At 66.1% G+C, this 16,630-nt stretch carries 17 protein-coding genes; 3 read left to right on the forward strand and 14 right to left on the reverse strand.

Features of this window, described 5'->3' with window-relative positions; translation table 11 throughout:
- Positions 1-18 precede the first annotated feature (18 nt).
- From M9H71_RS06135 to argH, 5 genes are all read right to left on the reverse strand, one after another.
- The gene (locus M9H71_RS06135) at positions 19-2,565 is read right to left on the reverse strand and encodes a TIGR02302 family protein (RefSeq protein WP_455404183.1); all 2,547 of its coding nucleotides are present in this window, start codon (positions 2,563-2,565) and stop codon (positions 19-21) included.
- A gap of 179 nt (positions 2,566-2,744) precedes the next feature.
- The gene (locus M9H71_RS06140; RefSeq protein WP_455404184.1) at positions 2,745-3,314 is read right to left on the reverse strand and encodes a cytochrome b; all 570 of its coding nucleotides are present in this window, start codon (positions 3,312-3,314) and stop codon (positions 2,745-2,747) included.
- Positions 3,315-3,660: 346 nt separating this feature from the next.
- Entirely contained in the window at positions 3,661-4,926 is a 1,266-nt protein-coding gene (lysA, locus tag M9H71_RS06145) for a diaminopimelate decarboxylase (RefSeq protein ID WP_455404185.1), read from the reverse strand.
- 8 nt (positions 4,927-4,934) lie between these two features.
- The gene (gene lptM, locus M9H71_RS06150) at positions 4,935-5,216 is read right to left on the reverse strand and encodes an LPS translocon maturation chaperone LptM (RefSeq protein ID WP_455404186.1); all 282 of its coding nucleotides are present in this window, start codon (positions 5,214-5,216) and stop codon (positions 4,935-4,937) included.
- Positions 5,217-5,269: 53 nt separating this feature from the next.
- Positions 5,270-6,667 (reverse strand): argininosuccinate lyase, encoded by a 1,398-nt coding sequence (gene argH, locus M9H71_RS06155; protein ID WP_455404187.1) that lies wholly within the window; start codon positions 6,665-6,667, stop codon positions 5,270-5,272.
- 94 nt (positions 6,668-6,761) lie between these two features.
- Between argH and tlpA the strand changes: the two genes are divergently transcribed.
- On the forward strand, positions 6,762-7,448 hold the full coding sequence (gene tlpA, locus M9H71_RS06160) for a thiol:disulfide interchange protein TlpA (RefSeq protein ID WP_455404188.1): 687 nt from the start codon (positions 6,762-6,764) through the stop codon (positions 7,446-7,448).
- A gap of 144 nt (positions 7,449-7,592) precedes the next feature.
- Here the strand turns inward: tlpA and M9H71_RS06165 are convergent, their stop codons facing one another.
- Positions 7,593-7,781, reverse strand: a complete 189-nt coding sequence (locus M9H71_RS06165; protein WP_455404189.1) for a hypothetical protein — start codon at positions 7,779-7,781, stop codon at positions 7,593-7,595.
- 35 nt (positions 7,782-7,816) lie between these two features.
- Positions 7,817-8,674 (reverse strand): NAD(P)H-dependent oxidoreductase, encoded by an 858-nt coding sequence (locus M9H71_RS06170; RefSeq protein WP_455404190.1) that lies wholly within the window; start codon positions 8,672-8,674, stop codon positions 7,817-7,819.
- Between the two features lie 94 nt (positions 8,675-8,768).
- On the opposite strand from M9H71_RS06170, the gene M9H71_RS06175 reads away from it, so the two are divergent.
- Positions 8,769-9,683: a LysR family transcriptional regulator gene (locus M9H71_RS06175; RefSeq protein ID WP_455404191.1), complete on the forward strand. Its 915-nt coding sequence runs from the start codon at positions 8,769-8,771 to the stop codon at positions 9,681-9,683.
- 14 nt (positions 9,684-9,697) lie between these two features.
- Here M9H71_RS06175 and M9H71_RS06180 read toward each other — a convergent pair whose 3' ends face one another.
- The 5 genes from M9H71_RS06180 to M9H71_RS06200 form a co-directional block, all read right to left on the reverse strand.
- Positions 9,698-10,579 (reverse strand): 3-hydroxybutyryl-CoA dehydrogenase, encoded by an 882-nt coding sequence (locus M9H71_RS06180; protein WP_455404192.1) that lies wholly within the window; start codon positions 10,577-10,579, stop codon positions 9,698-9,700.
- A 162-nt stretch (positions 10,580-10,741) separates the two neighbouring features.
- Positions 10,742-11,689: an electron transfer flavoprotein subunit alpha/FixB family protein gene (locus tag M9H71_RS06185; RefSeq protein ID WP_455404193.1), complete on the reverse strand. Its 948-nt coding sequence runs from the start codon at positions 11,687-11,689 to the stop codon at positions 10,742-10,744.
- Positions 11,689-12,438 carry an electron transfer flavoprotein subunit beta/FixA family protein gene (locus M9H71_RS06190; protein ID WP_455404194.1) on the reverse strand — a complete coding sequence of 250 codons (750 nt, stop codon included), beginning with the start codon at positions 12,436-12,438 and terminating at the stop codon, positions 11,689-11,691. The genes M9H71_RS06185 and M9H71_RS06190 overlap by 1 nt, the downstream gene beginning before the upstream one ends.
- A gap of 104 nt (positions 12,439-12,542) precedes the next feature.
- On the reverse strand, positions 12,543-13,115 hold the full coding sequence (locus M9H71_RS06195; protein WP_455404195.1) for a cob(I)yrinic acid a,c-diamide adenosyltransferase: 573 nt from the start codon (positions 13,113-13,115) through the stop codon (positions 12,543-12,545).
- A 68-nt stretch (positions 13,116-13,183) separates the two neighbouring features.
- A complete protein-coding gene (locus M9H71_RS06200) occupies positions 13,184-13,378 on the reverse strand; it encodes a twin transmembrane helix small protein (protein WP_164606186.1) in 195 nt (64 codons plus the stop codon).
- Between the two features lie 141 nt (positions 13,379-13,519).
- On the opposite strand from M9H71_RS06200, the gene M9H71_RS06205 reads away from it, so the two are divergent.
- Positions 13,520-14,413, forward strand: a complete 894-nt coding sequence (locus M9H71_RS06205) for a YihY/virulence factor BrkB family protein (protein WP_455404196.1) — start codon at positions 13,520-13,522, stop codon at positions 14,411-14,413.
- On the opposite strand, the gene M9H71_RS06210 is transcribed toward M9H71_RS06205, so the two are convergent.
- On the reverse strand, positions 14,340-15,557 hold the full coding sequence (locus tag M9H71_RS06210; RefSeq protein WP_455404197.1) for an ATP-binding protein: 1,218 nt from the start codon (positions 15,555-15,557) through the stop codon (positions 14,340-14,342). The two genes, M9H71_RS06205 and M9H71_RS06210, sit on opposite strands and share 74 nt — an antisense overlap.
- A gap of 102 nt (positions 15,558-15,659) precedes the next feature.
- Entirely contained in the window at positions 15,660-16,541 is an 882-nt protein-coding gene (gluQRS, locus tag M9H71_RS06215; protein ID WP_455404198.1) for a tRNA glutamyl-Q(34) synthetase GluQRS, read from the reverse strand.
- Positions 16,542-16,630 lie beyond the last annotated feature (89 nt).

Genomic DNA, 16,630 nt, shown 5'->3' on the forward strand with positions numbered 1-16,630 from the left:
CGTCGTTAGCTAATCGCCCTAATAATCCTTCAGCAGCCGCTCGATGTAGTCGAGCTCGATCTGCGGACGTCCGGAATCGCCGAGGCGGCGGCGGAGTTCTTCGAGAATACGGCGGACGCGCTGGACGTCGATTTCGCCGGGGATCTTGACGGTGAGATCGTCGCCGAGATCGCGGCCGCGGAGCGGACGGCCGAGCGGATCGGTCTGGTTGGCGCCGCTCTGCTGCCGGCCCGGGCGATTGCCCTGACCTTCGCCCTGCCCCTCGCCGTCGCCCTGCTGCATCGCTTCGGCGAGTTTCTGCGCGCCCTGGCGCAGCGCTTCGAGCGCACGGCCTTGCGAATCCACCGCGCCCTCGGCGTTGCCGTCACCGAGCCGTCCTTCGGCATCGCCCATCGCCGAATCGGCCTGGTCGAGACCGCCCTCGCCTTGCTGACCCTGCTGGCCTTGTTCGCCCTTGTCGCCGGGCTGGTTTTGGCCGAGGCCACGCTTGGCAAGCTCCTGCTGCAGCTTGCGCAGCCGGTCGTGCAGATTCTGCTGATCCTGCTGCAAATCGCCGAGATTCTGCTCGCCGTCCTGGCCCCGCATTCGGTCACGACGCTGGTCCTGGCCCTGCTTGTAAGTCTTGTCGCGGAGCTGCTGCTGCTTGCGGATCATGTCGCCGAGTTCGTTGAGCGCCTGCTCCATGTCGTTGTCGCCGCCCTGGCCGGGCTGCGCCATTTGCAGGTTCTCGAGCATCTGCGCGAGCTGATCGAGCAGTTGCTTGGCGGCCTCCTTGTCGCCGGAGCGAGACAGCCGCTCCATCCGCTGGATCATCGCGTCGAGATCCTGCTGCCGCATCACCTTGGTGTTCGGATCGAGCGGACGGGCGAGCTGCTGCGGATTGTTGCGAAGCTGCTGCGCGAGCTGGCGCATATAGGCGTCGAGCGCCGCGCGTAGCTTGTCGGTGAGCTGCTTGATCTCCTCGTCCGGCGCGCCACGCTCCAACGCGTCTTTCAGCGCGTCCTGCGCGGCACGCAATGCCTTCTCGACATCCGACGCATCACCGTCTTCGATCGACACCGCCAGCGACCACAGATTGCTCACGACGTCGCGGAGCTGGTCGTCGGTGCCGGCGCGTTCGAGCTGATCGGCGATGGTATAGAGCCCGAGATACTGACCAGCATTCGGGGTGAACGCCTCAGGGGCGATCATCAACGCGTCGAGCGCGGTGTGGACCTTCTTGTTGGCGTTGGCGTCGAGCGCCAGGATGCGGCGTTGCTCGATCAAAGCGCGCGCCAGCGGCTTGGTGAACAGCCGCTCCGGCAGCCGCATTGCGAACGGCTCACTGTGTCCCTGGTTGCCGGCTTCGTCCTTGGCGGTGAGCGTCAGCTCCACTTCGGCGCCCGCATAGGGATCTTCGCTGAAATCCTTGACGGTCTGGCCGACACCGGCACGGGTGCGTGCATTCGGCAGCACCAGCTTGAACTGCGGCGGCTCGAACAGCGGCCGCGGCGCATCCGCCGGTTTAGCGTCCGGTGCCTTGGCGGGCGCGGCGGCGAACTGCGCCTCGGCCTCGGTGACCCCATAGTCGTCTTCGAGCTTGTATGACAGTTGCAACGAGCCGCGCGCCTGGCGCTGCGGCTCCTTGGCGAGCGCGATTGCGGGCGGCTTGTCCGGCGTCGCGGTGAAGCTCCACGGGGCTTCGCTCGCCGGCGCGCGCACGCGCGCGGTGCCGTCGCCGGTGATGCGGAAATGCCGCTCGTTGATGCCTTTCGGCACTTCGTTGTCCGGCTTGATTTCGACCACACCGCCGCTGACAGCGACATCGAGGTCGCCGCCGCTCGACCGGACCAGCAAGGTGGAGCCGACCGGCACTGCCAACGCGCCGCTGCTCGGCGTGGCGAGATCCTTGTTGGAGGCGGAGGTCAGAATGATCGGCGGCTTGTTGGTGTAGACCGGCGGCGTGACCCAGGCGTCGACCCGCACGTTGGACGGCGCCATCGCGCCGTTCCAGTCGAACGCCGCCATCACCCGCGCGGTCCGTTCTTCACCGGCCGCAAAGAAGGTCGCGACCAACAGGATCACCACAAGAGCCCGCAGCCCCCACGGATCGTGGAGCGGCAGCCGCGGCGACGGCAGCCCCGGCTTGAGCCCGCGGATCGTCGCCAGGGTGCGGTCACGCTGTGCCTGCCACAACGCCCGCGCCACCGGATCGCCGGTCGCCAGCGTATCGCCGAGAGCGGTGGCCGGGCGGTGTTTAAGGCCGGTGTTCCGGTCGAGCCGCGCGAGCGCCTCGTCGCGACTCGGCCATCGGAACTTGATGGCGGGGATCAGGGCGGCGAGCGCGAGCGCGGCCAGCAGCACCATGCCGACGATGCGACCGGAAAACGGCAACACCAGCCAGAGGCCGGCCCACGACAGCGCCAGGAACAGCCCGACGACGCTGATCAGTCGCGCCAGATGCGGCCATGCCCGTTCCCAGGCAATCGCCAGCGTCGCGCGCCCGATCGCCTTGTCCAGGTGCAGCCGCGCGACCGCCTCTTCATCGTGCGGGGCCTGCGACGGATCGGGAATGCTGCCGCTCAACCATCTCTCCGGATTGTTGCTCACAGCAGCGTAGCACAACGGCGGCAATGAGGCACAGCAGGCCAGAGCCCGAACAGACCGGCCCCGACACAAAGACGTGACGACGTCGTGCGGACCTCGTCACAGTGCCGACCACTGCCGGCTCGAACCTGCTCAGCCGCCGCGCGAGCGCGCAGGCCCTACCACATCCGCCGCAACACGTCGGCGTTCGGATCGGCATCGACAAAGCGATGCTTCAAAGCGCCCGCGATGTGCAATCCGACCAGCCCCAGCAGGCTGTAGGCAAAGACCTTGTGCAGGAATTGGAACACGCGGAACCACGACTCGCTCTTGGGTAGCAGTTCGGGGAGAGGGAGGCCGAACAGTGTCACACCGTCGCTATCCGGATAGGTGCTGGACATCGCGTAACCCATCAGTGGAACGGCCAACAGCAGCACGTAGATCGCGATGTGAACGACGCGCGACAGTACTCGCTCGTGTGCGGGCAGCACCGGCTCTGAGGGCAGACGCACCGCACTCCGAATCGCCAGTTGAACCAGCACGATCAGGAAGACCAGGACGCCGAATGATTTGTGCAGTGGATAGAGCTGGGCAAACTTCGCCTCGGTGCCGTCGTCGAGCGAAGTCATCGTCCAGCCTGCGGCAATCAGTCCAAGGATCAGAATCGCGCGCAGCCAATGCAGGATGCGGAGGACGACCGGGTACTTGTCGGGCCCGGTGGGTACATTCGCGGCAGTCAGGTCCGTCATGGTGGTATGGTCTCGCCGAGGGTCGGTGGCGATCCGGCACGTAGCCACGCCGCCCCCCTGTTGGGATGCCTTGAGGGCCGAACTAAGGCTGATTCATCGCAGTAGCCACCGATGATGCGCAGCCAGCGCGCTCCAATCGGAGCCGGCGCTGCTCCGTTAAGGTTGATCGGTTAGGTTAAAAAGCACTTCAAATTGCTCTGATCTGCCGGAACGCTACGGTCGGCCGTCGCGCGCGTGGCCGGCGAAGCCGCATGTTCACGGCCACGGATTTCAAGCGCGGCCGGGACCGCCAGGAATTTGTACGCCGCGTCTGGCGGTCCCCCCCTTTCTCAGGGGAAGGACCTGCTCACAGCCAAGGCGCCGGCTTGTCCATCGCGATCAGTTGCTCGACCTCGATGCGTGGACGCACCACCGCGACCTGATCCTCCTTCACCAGCACTTCCGGCACCAGCGCGCGCGTATTGTAAGTACACGCCTGCACCGCGCCGTAGGCTCCCGAGGTCATGATCGCGATCAGATCGCCGGATTTCAGCTCCGGTAGCTTGCGATCGAGCGCGAGGTAATCGCCGGTCTCGCAAACCGGGCCGACCACATCGGCCACCATCGTGGCTGCGCCGGGCGCCGGCTGCTGCACGGCGAGGATCTCGTGATACGCTTCGTACAAAGTGGGGCGGATCAGATCGTTCATCGCCGCATCGATGATCACGAAGGTCTTGCCGTCGCCGTGCTTCACGTAGATCACTTTGGCGACCAGGATGCCGGCGTTGCCGACGATCATTCGGCCCGGTTCGAACAGCAGCGTGCAGCCGAGATTGTGGGTGACGCGCTTGACCATCTCCGCATAGGCGAACGGCTCCGGCGGCGCTTCGCGATCTTCGTAGTAAGGAATGCCGAGGCCGCCGCCGAAATCGACGTGGCTGACATTATGGCCGTCGCTGCGCAGGACGTGGATGAATTCAGCGACGATGCGGAACGCCGCTTCCATCGGCGCCAGGTCGATGATCTGGCTGCCGATATGGACGTCGACGCCGGTGACCTGGATGCCCGGCAGCCTGGCGGCGCGGGCATAGACCTCGCGGGCGTGGCGGATCGGGATGCCGAACTTGTTCTCGGACTTGCCGGTGGAGATCTTGGCGTGGGTGCCGGAATCGACGTCCGGATTGACCCGCAGCGAGATCCGAGCGGTGCGGCCGGTCTCTACCGCAAGCCGCGACAGCAGTTCGAGCTCGGGCTCGGATTCGACGTTGAGACACTTGATGTCGTGGGCGAGCGCGGCGCGCAGCTCGGCCTCGGTCTTGCCGACGCCGGAGAACACGATCTTGCTCGGCGGAATCCCCGCGGCCAGCGCGCGCTGCAATTCGCCGCCCGACACCACGTCGGCGCCGGCGCCGAGCTTGGCCAGCGTGCGCAACACCGATTGGTTGGAGTTGGCCTTCATGGCGTAGCACACCAGTGCATCGGTACCGGCGAAAGCCTCGGTGAACACCCGGTAGTGCCGCTCCAGCGTGGCGGACGAGTAGCAGTAGAACGGCGTGCCAACGTCTTGCGCGATCGAGGCAAGGCTGACGCCTTCGGCGTGCAGCACGCCGTCGCGATAGTCGAAATGACGCATCTTGGCGCTTAGTCCAGCAGCGGATCGAGAATGGTGGTTCGCTTCCGCCCCTTGGCGGCGGACGGCGGCGCGTTGGTGCCGTAGGACGAGTCGAACACGTCGCCCTTGGCCTCCGGCGTACTCGCCGGCGCGGCCGATGGCGTGTCGGCAGCGCCCGGCGGCAGATCCAGACCGCCTTTACGACCGCAGCCTGCAAGAGCCAGCGTCGCCGCCACGATCACCAGAAGCGCCCATCGCGATGGGTTGGTCACGCGATTCACGTCGAATATCCCCAATTGGCGCGGCACCATACCGAGATTGCGCCGCGCTGGCGAGCCCCCGAAAATCACCCGAGGCAGCCGCTTCAGCGAGATTTGTGGTCCTTGGCCAGCCGCTTGAGCCAGGCCTTGGCCTGGCTGCGAACGTTCTTCGGCGCGGTGCCACCGTAGGAGGTGCGGCTTTTCACCGAGGATTCGACGCTGAGAACGGCCAGCACGTCCTTGGTGATGCGCTTTTCCACCGACTGCATATCGGCGAGCGGCAGCTCGTGCAGCGCCACACCCTTCTTGGCGGCAAGGCCGACGATCCGGCCGGTGACGTGATGCGCCTCGCGGAACGGCATCTTCAGCGTCCGCACCAACCAATCGGCCAGATCGGTTGCGGTGGCATAGCCCTCGCCGGCCGCCGCCTTCATCCGCTCCGGCTCGGGCTCCAGGTCACGGACCATGCCGGTGATCGCGCGGATCGCCAGCGACAGCGCCGCGAAGCCTTCCATCGCGCCCTGTTTGTCTTCCTGCATGTCCTTTTGATAGGCGAGCGGCAGGCCCTTCATCACGATCAACAGGCCGTTCAGCGCACCGATCACCCGGCCGGTCTTGGCGCGGACCAGTTCGGCCGCGTCCGGATTGCGCTTCTGCGGCATGATCGACGAGCCGGTGGTGAACTTGTCCGACAGCCGGATCAGGCCGACCAGCGGCGAAGTCCAGATCACGATCTCCTCGGCGAAGCGCGACAGATGCACCGCGCAGATCGACGCCGCCGACAGCGTCTCCAGCACGAAGTCGCGGTCCGACACCGCATCGAGCGAATTGGCCATCGGCCGGTCGAAGCCGAGTTTGGCAGCGGTGGCGTGGCGGTCGATCGGGAACGAGGTGCCGGCCAGCGCTGCAGCGCCGAGCGGGCTTTCGTTGAGCCGCTTGCGGGCGTCCTGGAACCGGCCGCGATCGCGCGCCACCATCTCGACATAGGCCATCAGGTGATGGCCGAACGTCACCGGCTGCGCGGTCTGCAGATGGGTGAAGCCGGGCATCACGGTATCGGCCTGCTCGAGCGCGCGCTCGGCCAGCGCCTGCTGCAGCGCCGCCAGCGCCGCATCGGTCTCGTCGAGCACGTCGCGGACGTAGAGCCGGAAATCGGTGGCAACCTGATCGTTACGCGAGCGCGCGGTGTGCAGCCGGCCGGCGGCAGGGCCGATCAGTTCGGCGAGCCGGCTCTCGACATTCATATGAATGTCCTCGAGCGCACGCTTGAAGGTGAATTTACCGGCGCCGATTTCTGACAGGATCGTGTCTAGACCCTTGCCGATATTTTTCGCATCGTTCGCGGTGATAATGCCCTGCGCGGCGAGCATGGCCGCATGAGCCTTGGACGCCGTGATGTCCTGGGCATACAGATGACGATCGACGTCGATCGAGACGTTGATCTCTTCCATGATCGCGTCGGGGCGATCGGTGAATCGGCCGCCCCACATCTTGTTGCTCATTTGTCGCCGCTCACGATCATGCTCGCGTCTCAATCACATCTCATCACCAGCAGCCGCCCGCGAACCTGCACGGCTTGCCGACCTCGATTGCTCGATGACTGAATCCCAGCCGAATCCTGCCCCGACGCGCCGCGCCGGCCGTCTGACCATCATCCTGGCCACGATTGCCGTGCTCGTCGTCGCTGGCGCCGCCGGGGTATACGGGATTGCCGGGCTGCAACGCAATGCGGGCGGCGATCCGGTGTGCCGGCCGGCGGTGGCGCTGGCGCAGCAACTCAAGCCGCTGCTGCGCGGCGAGGTCGCGGCGCTGACGCCGGCGACGGCGCCGCTGCGGCTGCCTGATCTGATGTTCACGGACGACGCCGGCCAGCCCAAGAAGCTGTCGGATTTCCGTGGCCGCACCGTGCTGGTCAATCTGTGGGCGACCTGGTGCGTGCCGTGCCGCAAGGAGATGCCGGCGCTCGACAATCTGCAGGCCAAGCTCGGCAGCCCGGACTTCGACGTGGTGGCGATCAACATCGACACCCGCGACCCCGCCAAACCGAAGAAGTTCCTCGACGACGAAAAGCTCACGCACCTGGCGGTGTTCACCGACGCTTCGGCCAAGGTGTTTCAGGAACTGAAGGCCGTCGGCCGCGCGCTCGGGATGCCGACCTCAGTGCTGGTCGACCGCGAAGGCTGCGAGATCGCCACCATCGCCGGCCCGGCCGAGTGGGACAGCAACGACGCCACCACGCTGATCAAAGCGGCGGTGAAGCCGGCCGCGGCCGGGAAGCCATAGCCACCTCGGCGTCATTCCGAGGCGCCGCGTAGCGGCGAACCTGGAATCTTGATCTTGCAGGGCACGTTCAGATTCCGGTTTAGCGAGCTAACGCTCGCGCCCCGGAATGACTGCTAAATGGCGATGACAGCTAAAGGGCTCGGATCACGCGCTGATATTCAGACTGCCGCCGACGCCGGGGCCGACATTGGCAAGCGAAGGCGAGCCGCCCTGCCCAGTGCCGAGCAGCGTCTGCACGGTGTCACGCTCCATGCGCGAGGCCGACGCCTGAATCGTCGTCGCGATCTGCATCTGTGTGCTGCTGGCCTGCATGGCGAGCGCCGCGCTGATCATGCTCATGTCCATCGGGGCAGTCTGGCAGCAAACCGTTAACAATCTGACGCGGGGACGCTCGCATTCGATGAAATTGCATCGCGAGCGGCCGTTTCGCTCTTTGCGCCTGCCACCGCGCTCAGATGGACCGCAAAACCGGTGGCGTTCGGATCGCCAATCTCGGAGCGCAGCTCCATCGCCGGGATCAGGTAGTCGCCGCCGTTCTGGCGGCGGTACGGAATCGGCGGCGTCTGGCCCAGCGCGCGCATCCGCTCCCGGAGCCGTTCGGCTGCGGCCTCGAACCCGCAAGCATCGAGACGGCCGGCCTGATACAGCACATAAGGCGGCAGCACCTCGCAACCCGGGTAGAACAGAATGCCGTGGTGGATCGGAAACAACAGGTCATCGATCGGCCCATTGATGCCGCGCGGACCGTAGTGCTGCTCCCAGCCGCCGGTGGTGACGATCAGCATGGCGCGCTTGCCGGCCAGGACGCCTTCCCCGTAGCGGTCGCCCCAGCGCTTGTCGCTGTGCTCTCCGACCCCATAGGCGAAACCGCAGGCGAACACCCGCTCGACCCAGCCCTTCAGGATCGCCGGCATGCTGAACCACCACAGCGGGAATTGCAGGATCACGGCGTCGGCCCAGAGCAGCTTGTCGATCTCGTCGCGGACATCCTGCGTCAGCTCGCCGGCGTCGAACGCCGCCTTCGATGCCTCGGTCGGCAGAAGGCGTTCATCCGACGCCAGGCTCGGAAAGTCGCCGCGGTCGACCGCCGGCTTCCAGCCTTGGGCATACAGGTCTGAGACCTGAACCTGGTGGCCGAGGCGTTGCAGCTCGGCGACCGCAACGTCGCGCAACGCTCCGTTCAGCGAACGCGGTTCCGGATGGGCGAAGACCAGAAGAACTTTCACGGCGAGGCTCCCTGAAACGATGACCAGAGCCTCCTGCTAGACCTGCCGCAACTATTCCAGTAGCCGCCGATTCTCGATATGATTATTCCGATAAATGGATAGATCAGCCGTCACGATCGAACGCATCCGCACCTTCGTTCGCATTGCCGAGCGGGGCAGCCTGTCGGCGGTCGCACGCGACCTCAATGTCGGCCAGTCCACCGTCACCCGGCAGTTGCAGGAGCTCGAGGCCGCGATCGGCGCGCCGCTCGTGAGCCGCACCACCCGAAGGGTGATGCTGACCGAAGAAGGCAGCCGCTATTACGCCCGCTGCGTTCAGATCCTGCGGCTGCTCGAACAGGCGGGCGACGAGGCCCTCGGCGCCTCCGGAGCCCCGGCCGGCACGATCCGGATATCCTGCACGGCGTCGTTCGGCGTGCTGCACGCCAGCCGGCTGATGTTCACGTTTCAGGATCGCTATCCGGACATCGGAATCGATTTCGGTCTGACGGATCAGCGCATCGACCTAGTCCGCGAGGGCGTCGACCTGGCGATCCGGCTGGCTCCGCTGACCGACAGCTCGCTGAGACTCCGGACGCTCGGCCACAGCCACCGCCTTCTGGTGGCTTCGCCGGACTATCTGTCGGTTCACGGCAGACCTATGGCGCCATCGGATCTGTCCCGCCACCAGGGCATTCGCATGGTGAATGTTGCTGGCAGCGATCTGCTGATCCTGCAGGGACCCGATCAACAGGAGCATCGGGTGCCATTCGGCGGCCGGCTCAGGGTCGATCATGGGCTTGCGGCACGGGAGGCCATGCTCGCCGGGCGCGGCATCGCTGCGACCCATCGCTGGCTGGTCGACGACCTACTGGCCGCGGGCCGGCTCGAAGTGATCCTGCCCGAATATCGACTGTCGCCGGTGCCGCTCAATCTGTTGATCGTACCGGAGCGCGCCGGGATCGCGCGCGTGCGGCTGCTGATCGACTTCCTGGCCGAGCAGATCCGGAGCGTACCGGGAATCGGGTGAGCGAGCTCCGCCGATCAGCGGGTCGGGACCGGTTTGTCGCCGCGGTAGTCGTAGAAACCGCGGCTCGTCTTGCGGCCGAGCCAGCCGGCTTCGACGTACTTCACCAGCAGCGGGCACGGCCGATACTTGGAGTCGGCGAGGCCCTCGTGCAGCACCTGCATGATCGACAGGCAGGTATCGAGGCCGATGAAGTCGGCCAGCTCCAGCGGGCCCATCGGATGATGCGCGCCGAGCTTCATCGCCATGTCGATGGCTTCGACGTTGCCGACGCCTTCGTACAGCGTGTAGATCGCCTCGTTGATCATCGGCAGCAGGATGCGGTTGACGATGAAGGCCGGGAAGTCTTCCGACACCGCGATCTGCTTGCCGAGCTTGGCGACGAACGCCTTGGAGGTCTCGAAGGTGGCGTCGTCGGTGGCGATGCCGCGGATCAGCTCGACCAGCTCCATCACCGGCACCGGATTCATGAAATGAATGCCGATGAAGCGCTCCGGCCGATCAGTCGAGGCGGCCAGACGGGTGATCGAGATCGACGAGGTATTGGAGGCGACGATCGCCTCCGGCTTCAGCGCGGCGCACAGCTCGTGGAAGATCTTGCGCTTGGTCTCTTCCTTCTCGACCGCGGTTTCGATCACGAGGTCGCAGTCGGCCAGCCCGTCGAGCTTTTCCGTCGCAGTGATCCGCGCCAGCGCAGTCTTGCGGGCGTCTTCGGTGATGACCTTCTTGGCGATCTGCCGCGACAGGTTGCCGTTGATGGTGGCCATCGCCGATTTCAGCCGGTCGGCGGAGACATCGTTCAGGATCACGTCGAACCCGCCGAGGGCGACCACATGGGCGATGCCGTTGCCCATCTGCCCCGCGCCGATTACGCCGACTTTTTTGATTGCTGCCGCCATCTCTCTTCTCGTTCGGAGCACAGCCGCGTTGCGCGGCCGGTGCATCTTCGCACATTCCCGCGCCGCTGTCCGAGTTTCGGCGCCCGGACAGTTAGCCGGTGAACGCTTAAGGCTTCTGCAACGAACCCGGCCCCGGGGCCGGGTTCGTCCGCCGTGAAGGCGTTACTTGCCGAGCTTGCCGAGCTCTTCGGTCAGCTCCGGAACCGCCTGGTAGAGGTCGGCGACAAGGCCGTAGTCCGCGACCTGGAAGATCGGCGCGTCTTCGTCCTTGTTGATCGCGACGATCACCTTGGAGTCCTTCATGCCGGCCAGATGCTGGATCGCGCCGGAAATGCCGATCGCGATGTACAGCTCCGGCGCCACCACCTTGCCGGTCTGTCCGACCTGCCAGTCGTTCGGCGCATAGCCGGCATCGACCGCGGCGCGCGAGGCGCCGACACCGGCGCCGAGCTTGTCGGCGAGCGGCTCGATGTACTTGGTGAAGTTCTCGCGGCTCTGCATCGCACGGCCGCCCGACACGATGATCTTGGCCGACGACAGTTCGGGACGATCGCTCTTGGCGACTTCCTCGCCGACGAAGCTCGACAGCCCCGGATCGGCCGCCGCCGCGACGGTCTCGACCGCAGCGCTGCCACCTTCGCCCGCGGTCGCCTGGAAGGTCGAGGTGCGGACGGTGATGACCTTCTTGGCGTCCTTCGACTTCACGGTCTGGATCGCGTTGCCGGCGTAGATCGGACGCTCGAAGGTGTCGGGCGCGACCACCTTGATGATCTCCGACACCTGCATGACGTCGAGCAGTGCGGCGACGCGCGGCATCACGTTCTTGAACCGCGAGGTCGCCGGAGCGACGATCGCGTCGTAGCTGCCGGCGAGCGAAACGATCAGCGCGGCCAGCGGCTCGGCGAGATCGTGCTCATAGGCGGGCGCCTCGGCGAGCAGCACCTTGGCGGCACCCTGCAGCTTGGCGGCGGCGTCGGCAGCGGCCTTGCAGCCCTGGCCGGCAACCAGCACATGCACCTCGCCGCCGAGCGCAGCGGCGGCGGTCATCGCCTTGTTGGTGGCGTCCTTGAGCTGAGAGTTGTCGTGTTCGGCAATCAGCAGCGTGGCCATCAGATAACACCCGCTTCGTTCTTGAGCTTCGAGACCAGTTCAGCGACGTCCTTGACCTTGACGCCGGCCTTGCGGCCGCCCGGCTCGACGGTCTTCAGAACTTCGAGGCGCGGCGAAACGTCGACGCCGTAGTCGGCCGCGGTCTTCTCCGCGATCGGCTTCTTCTTGGCCTTCATGATGTTCGGCAGGCTGGCGTAGCGCGGCTCGTTGAGCCGCAGATCGGTGGTGACGATCGCCGGGCCCTTCAGCTTGACGGTCTGCGAACCGCCGTCGACTTCACGCGCGACCGTGAAGTCGGAGCCGTCGACTTCGAGCTTGGAGGCGAAGGTCGCCTGTGCCCAGCCGAGCAGCGCGGCCAGCATCTGGCCGGTCTGGTTGGAGTCGTCGTCGATCGCCTGCTTGCCGAGAATGATCAGTCCCGGCTTTTCCTCGTCGGCAACGCCCTTGAGGATCTTGGCGACCGCCAGCGGCTCGACCACGCCGTCGACCTTGACCAGGATGCCGCGGTCGGCGCCCATGGCGAGGCCGGTGCGCAGGGTTTCCGACGCTTGCGCCGGTCCGATCGAGACCACGACGACTTCGGTCGCCTTGCCGGCCTCTTTGAGACGCAGCGCTTCTTCGACGGCGATCTCGTCGAACGGATTCATCGACATCTTGACGTTGGCGAGTTCAACGCCCGACCCGTCGCTCTTGACGCGGATCTTGACGTTATAGTCGACCACGCGCTTGACCGGCACCAGAACCTTCATCGATCCTCTTTCGTGTTGCGGTGGGTAATCTTTAGTTGTGGCGGCGGAACCTAAAGCCCCTCCTAACCGGGGTCAACGCGGCAAAGCCAAAAACCGCTTGTTCCCTAGCGGTTCTGGCCCGGCACCCAAAGCACGTCGCGGGCGCCGCCGTCGTTCGCCAGGCGGGCCGCGACAAACAGGAAGTCCGACAACCGGTTGACGTACTGGACGGCCGCAGGGGTAATCCTCTCGTTGGGCCGGGCGCCGAGTTCCACCATCGCGCGTTCCGCACGACGGCATATTGTCCGCGCGACATGCAGGTAAGCGGCTGCCGGCTTGCCGCCCGGCAGTACAAATGAAGTCAGAGGAGCGAGGCTTTCGTTGAGCTGATCGATGTCGCGCTCCAGGCGCTCCACCTGGCTCGACAGCACGCGCAGCCGCTCGGCTTTGCCCTCCCGCTCGGGAACCGCGAGGTCGGCCCCGAGGTCGAACAGATCGTTCTGAATACGCCCGATCATGGCGTCGAGTTCCGGCAGCTCGGACAAATACAGCCGCGCCACGCCGAGCGCAGCGTTGGTCTCGTCGACAGTGCCGTAGGCCGCGATCCGCAGATCGTATTTCGGCCGACGCTCGCCGCTGCCGAGTGCGGTGGTGCCGTCGTCTCCGGTGCGGGTGTAGATTCGATTGAGAACGACCATCGCGCGGGATTCCTGCTGCGGAAGACCTAATGAGCCGGGAGTCTGGTGAGGCGGGACTTGGGGGGCAGCTAACGGCCCAGCGCCCAGACCGCAAGCATGGTGATGACGATGGCGACGAATTGCAGCAACACCCGCCAACGCATCAGGGTCTGCGACCGGTTCGGCGAGCCGCCCCGCATCATGTTGATCAGACCGAGCATGAGCACCAGCGCGACAGCGCAGAGCGCGATCGGCAGAGCGATTGAACTCAGAAACGTTGCCATCTAGGTTTCATAACACCGCCTCTGATTCCGCGCCATCCCCGCGATGGCGCCGGGTGCAACGATCCCGGGTGGAGCCGGTTAGTATCGGATGCTAAGGTCTCCCCACCCCGCCGCCGGCCGCAACTCGTGACAAGGTGACTCGTGAGGCAGATCCGCTACGCCTATACGGTCATCGTCGATGCGCTTTATACGTTCCTGGCCGACGACGGATGGGCAATCTCCAGCCACATTGCGCTGTCGACCCTGATGGCGCTGTTTCCATTCCTGATCGTGCTGACGTCACTGGCCGGTTTCGTCGGCTCCCGTGAGCTCGCTGACCGCGCGGCCGAACTGCTGCTCGACGTCTGGCCGGCCCAGGTCGCCAGCACGCTGTCGGGCGAAATCCACGACGTGCTGACCACCACCCGCGGCGGCGTGCTGACGATCGGCCTGCTGCTGGCGCTGTACTTCGCCTCCAACGGCGTCGAGAGCCTGCGGGTCGGGCTCAACCGCGCCTATGCGGTGATCGAGCCGCGCCCCTGGTACTTGTTGCGCCTGGAATCGATCGGCTACACCTTGGTGGCGGCTTTCACGGCGCTGGCGATGGGCTTCCTGATCGTTCTGGGGCCGTTGATTCTCGCGACCGCACGGCTGTACGTCCCACTGCTGGTGCACGACAACGAGCCGCTGCTGACGATCGCCCGCTACGGCATCGCGATCAGCGCGCTGACTTTGGCGCTGTTCCTGCTGCACGCCTATCTGCCGGCGGGGCGGCGTTCGTTTCGGCAGATCCTGCCGGGCATCGTCTTCACCATCAGCGCCTCGCTGATTTCCGGCATGGCGTTCGGCATGTATCTGGCGCGGTTCGCCAACAACTACGTGTCGATGTATGCGGGGCTCGCCTCGGTGATCATCGCGCTGGTGTTCCTGTATTTCATCGCCGCGATCTTCGTGTTCGGCGGCGAATTGAACGCCGCTATCATCAAGTCGCGGCTCCCCGAGGGAACGACACTGCAAGAAGCGCAGTTGCGAGAGTCCGGGGCGAAACCGGCTTGAGCAGGAATCCCCCGGCCCCCGCCTTGCGCGCCGCAGCCTCGTCCTGATCGCGCCCGGACACGCCGACGATCGGAATCGTACCGAGCGGCGGCGGCAGCGCTCGGATCCGCTCGATCGCCTCGACGCCGCTGATCCCGGGCAGCACCATGTCCATCAGCACCGCATCGAACTCGCCCCTGGCCAGCCGCTCCGGCACCGCCTCGCCGCTGCCGACGAACTCGCAGGAATGGCCGAGCTCGGTCAGGATGGCGTTCAGCACCACGCGGCCGAACGGGTTGTCTTCGACGCTGAGGATCCGGAGCGGCCGGACGTCTTCCGCGCGCGTTCCGCCCTCGGCGGTCGGCGCCTGCGGCGGCTTGGCCCGCTCCAGCACCACCGTCAGGGTGAACAAGGTGCCGCCGCGCGGCCGCTGGGCCACGGTGACGTCGCCGCCGAGCGCCCGGGCAATTTGCCGCACCGACGACAGCCCGAGACCGGCACCACCGAACCGTGCAGCGATGCCGACATTGGCCTGCGAGAACGGCCGGAACAGCCGCTTGATCTCGGCGAGCGACAGCCCGATGCCGCTGTCGGACACCGCGAACGAGACCTGCGCCTTGCCGCGGCCGGCGGAGGCTGCCGTGACCTTCAGCGCGACATCGCCGCGCTCTGTGAACTTGACCGCGTTGTCGATCAGGTTTTCCAGCGCGGCGCGAAGCCGCACCGCGTCGCCGATCACAAAGCTCGGCAGCCGCGACGAAATTGTCACCGTCGCACGCAGGCCCTTGGCGGCGGCGCGGCCGGACAGCGAGTCGCCGGCGTGGCGGGCGAGCGCCCGCAGATCGAAGAACTCCGAGCGCAACCCGAGGCCGGTGCTGCCGAGCCGAGCGGCATCGACGAACAATGTCGCGAGGCCGGACAGGTGCTCGGCCCCCGCCTTGATGGTGTCGACCCAGCGCCGCTCGCGCTCGCCGAGATCGGAGGTCGCCAGCAGGTCGCTGACGGCCAGAATGCCGGTGAGCGGGGTGCGGACCTCGTGGGCGAAGGTCGCCAGCATGGTCTCGATCATGCCGGAGGCGGACGGCTTCTTGCGGCGGACGCGTTTCGGCGGCGTCCGCTTGACCTGCGTCCGCCCGCTGCGCAACGCGCGCGATTTCACCGCCATGTGTCCCCCGAACCGTGCAGGCGACAATGCCACGTCCGAGGCCGTCGAGTCACGCCGCGAAGTCCCGCTCCGATAACACCAAACGGCTGCATCAGGCGACACTCAGACGGCGGCGGCAAGCCCAACCATGGTCCGGATATCCAGTGGCGACACCCCGGCGGCACGCAGCTCCCGCAAGCCGGTGGCCCCGGTCGATTTCGACAATTTGCGCCCTTCTGCGTCGCGGACGATAGCGTGGTGCCGATACGCCGGCGCCGGCAGGCCGAGCAGATGTTGCAGCAGCCGGTGCACCGAGGTCGACCAGAACAGGTCGGCGCCGCGGACCACCTCGGTGATGCCCTGCAGGGCGTCGTCGATCACCACCGAAAGGTGGTAGCTGGTCGGCGTCTCCTTGCGCGCAACGATCACGTCGCCCCACGCCTCCGGCCGCGCCGCGATGCTGCCGGTCTCTCCCTCGGGACCGCTGCCGTACTCCTGCCAATGCAGCTCACCGGCCAGCGCGAGCGCGGCCGGCATGTCGAGCCGCAGAGCATAGGGCACGCCGGCAGCGATCAGCTCGGCGCGCTTCTGAGCCGAGAGCTGCTTGCCGATCCCCGGATAGAGCGGCGCGCCGTCGGGATCGCGCGGCCACGGCGCCACCGTTTCCTTCTCCGCGACCAGCCGGGCGATCTCGGCGCGGCTTTCGAATGCCGGATAGATCAGCCCCTGTGCGGAAAGCCGATCGACCGCCTCGCGATACAGCTCGAGATGATCCGACTGCCGCCGTACCTCGCCGTCCCAGCCGACGCCGAGCCAGGACAGATCTTCGTAGATCGCCTGTTCGAACTCCGGCCGGCAACGGGTGCGGTCGATGTCCTCGATCCGCAGCAACAGCCGGCCGCCACTCGCCCGCGCCAGATCGGTATTCAGCAGCGCCGAATAAGCGTGGCCGAGGTGCAGATAGCCGTTCGGGCTCGGCGCAAATCGGAAAACGGGTGGCGGCATTGAACCCCTGACGTCATTGCCGGACTTGATCCGGCAATCCATCGGATGAGAGACTCTTTTACGATAGCGGATGGATGCGCGGGTCAAGC

This window comes from Rhodopseudomonas parapalustris (genome assembly GCF_053772255.1).

Bases quoted from the DNA above. Each gene is read 5' to 3' on its own strand.
- M9H71_RS06140 (WP_455404184.1), bottom strand. From the start codon at position 3,314: ATGACGGACCTGACTGCCGCGAATGTACCCACCGGGCCCGACAAGTAC.
- lysA (WP_455404185.1), bottom strand. From the start codon at position 4,926: ATGCGTCATTTCGACTATCGCGACGGCGTGCTGCACGCCGAAGGCGTC.
- lptM (WP_455404186.1), bottom strand. From the start codon at position 5,216: ATGGTGCCGCGCCAATTGGGGATATTCGACGTGAATCGCGTGACCAAC.
- argH (WP_455404187.1), bottom strand. From the start codon at position 6,667: ATGAGCAACAAGATGTGGGGCGGCCGATTCACCGATCGCCCCGACGCG.
- tlpA (WP_455404188.1), top strand. From the start codon at position 6,762: ATGACTGAATCCCAGCCGAATCCTGCCCCGACGCGCCGCGCCGGCCGT.
- M9H71_RS06165 (WP_455404189.1), bottom strand. From the start codon at position 7,781: ATGATCAGCGCGGCGCTCGCCATGCAGGCCAGCAGCACACAGATGCAG.
- M9H71_RS06175 (WP_455404191.1), top strand. From the start codon at position 8,769: ATGGATAGATCAGCCGTCACGATCGAACGCATCCGCACCTTCGTTCGC.
- M9H71_RS06180 (WP_455404192.1), bottom strand. From the start codon at position 10,579: ATGGCGGCAGCAATCAAAAAAGTCGGCGTAATCGGCGCGGGGCAGATG.
- M9H71_RS06185 (WP_455404193.1), bottom strand. From the start codon at position 11,689: ATGGCCACGCTGCTGATTGCCGAACACGACAACTCTCAGCTCAAGGAC.
- M9H71_RS06190 (WP_455404194.1), bottom strand. From the start codon at position 12,438: ATGAAGGTTCTGGTGCCGGTCAAGCGCGTGGTCGACTATAACGTCAAG.
- M9H71_RS06195 (WP_455404195.1), bottom strand. From the start codon at position 13,115: ATGGTCGTTCTCAATCGAATCTACACCCGCACCGGAGACGACGGCACC.
- M9H71_RS06200 (WP_164606186.1), bottom strand. From the start codon at position 13,378: ATGGCAACGTTTCTGAGTTCAATCGCTCTGCCGATCGCGCTCTGCGCT.
- M9H71_RS06210 (WP_455404197.1), bottom strand. From the start codon at position 15,557: ATGGCGGTGAAATCGCGCGCGTTGCGCAGCGGGCGGACGCAGGTCAAG.
- gluQRS (WP_455404198.1), bottom strand. From the start codon at position 16,541: ATGCCGCCACCCGTTTTCCGATTTGCGCCGAGCCCGAACGGCTATCTG.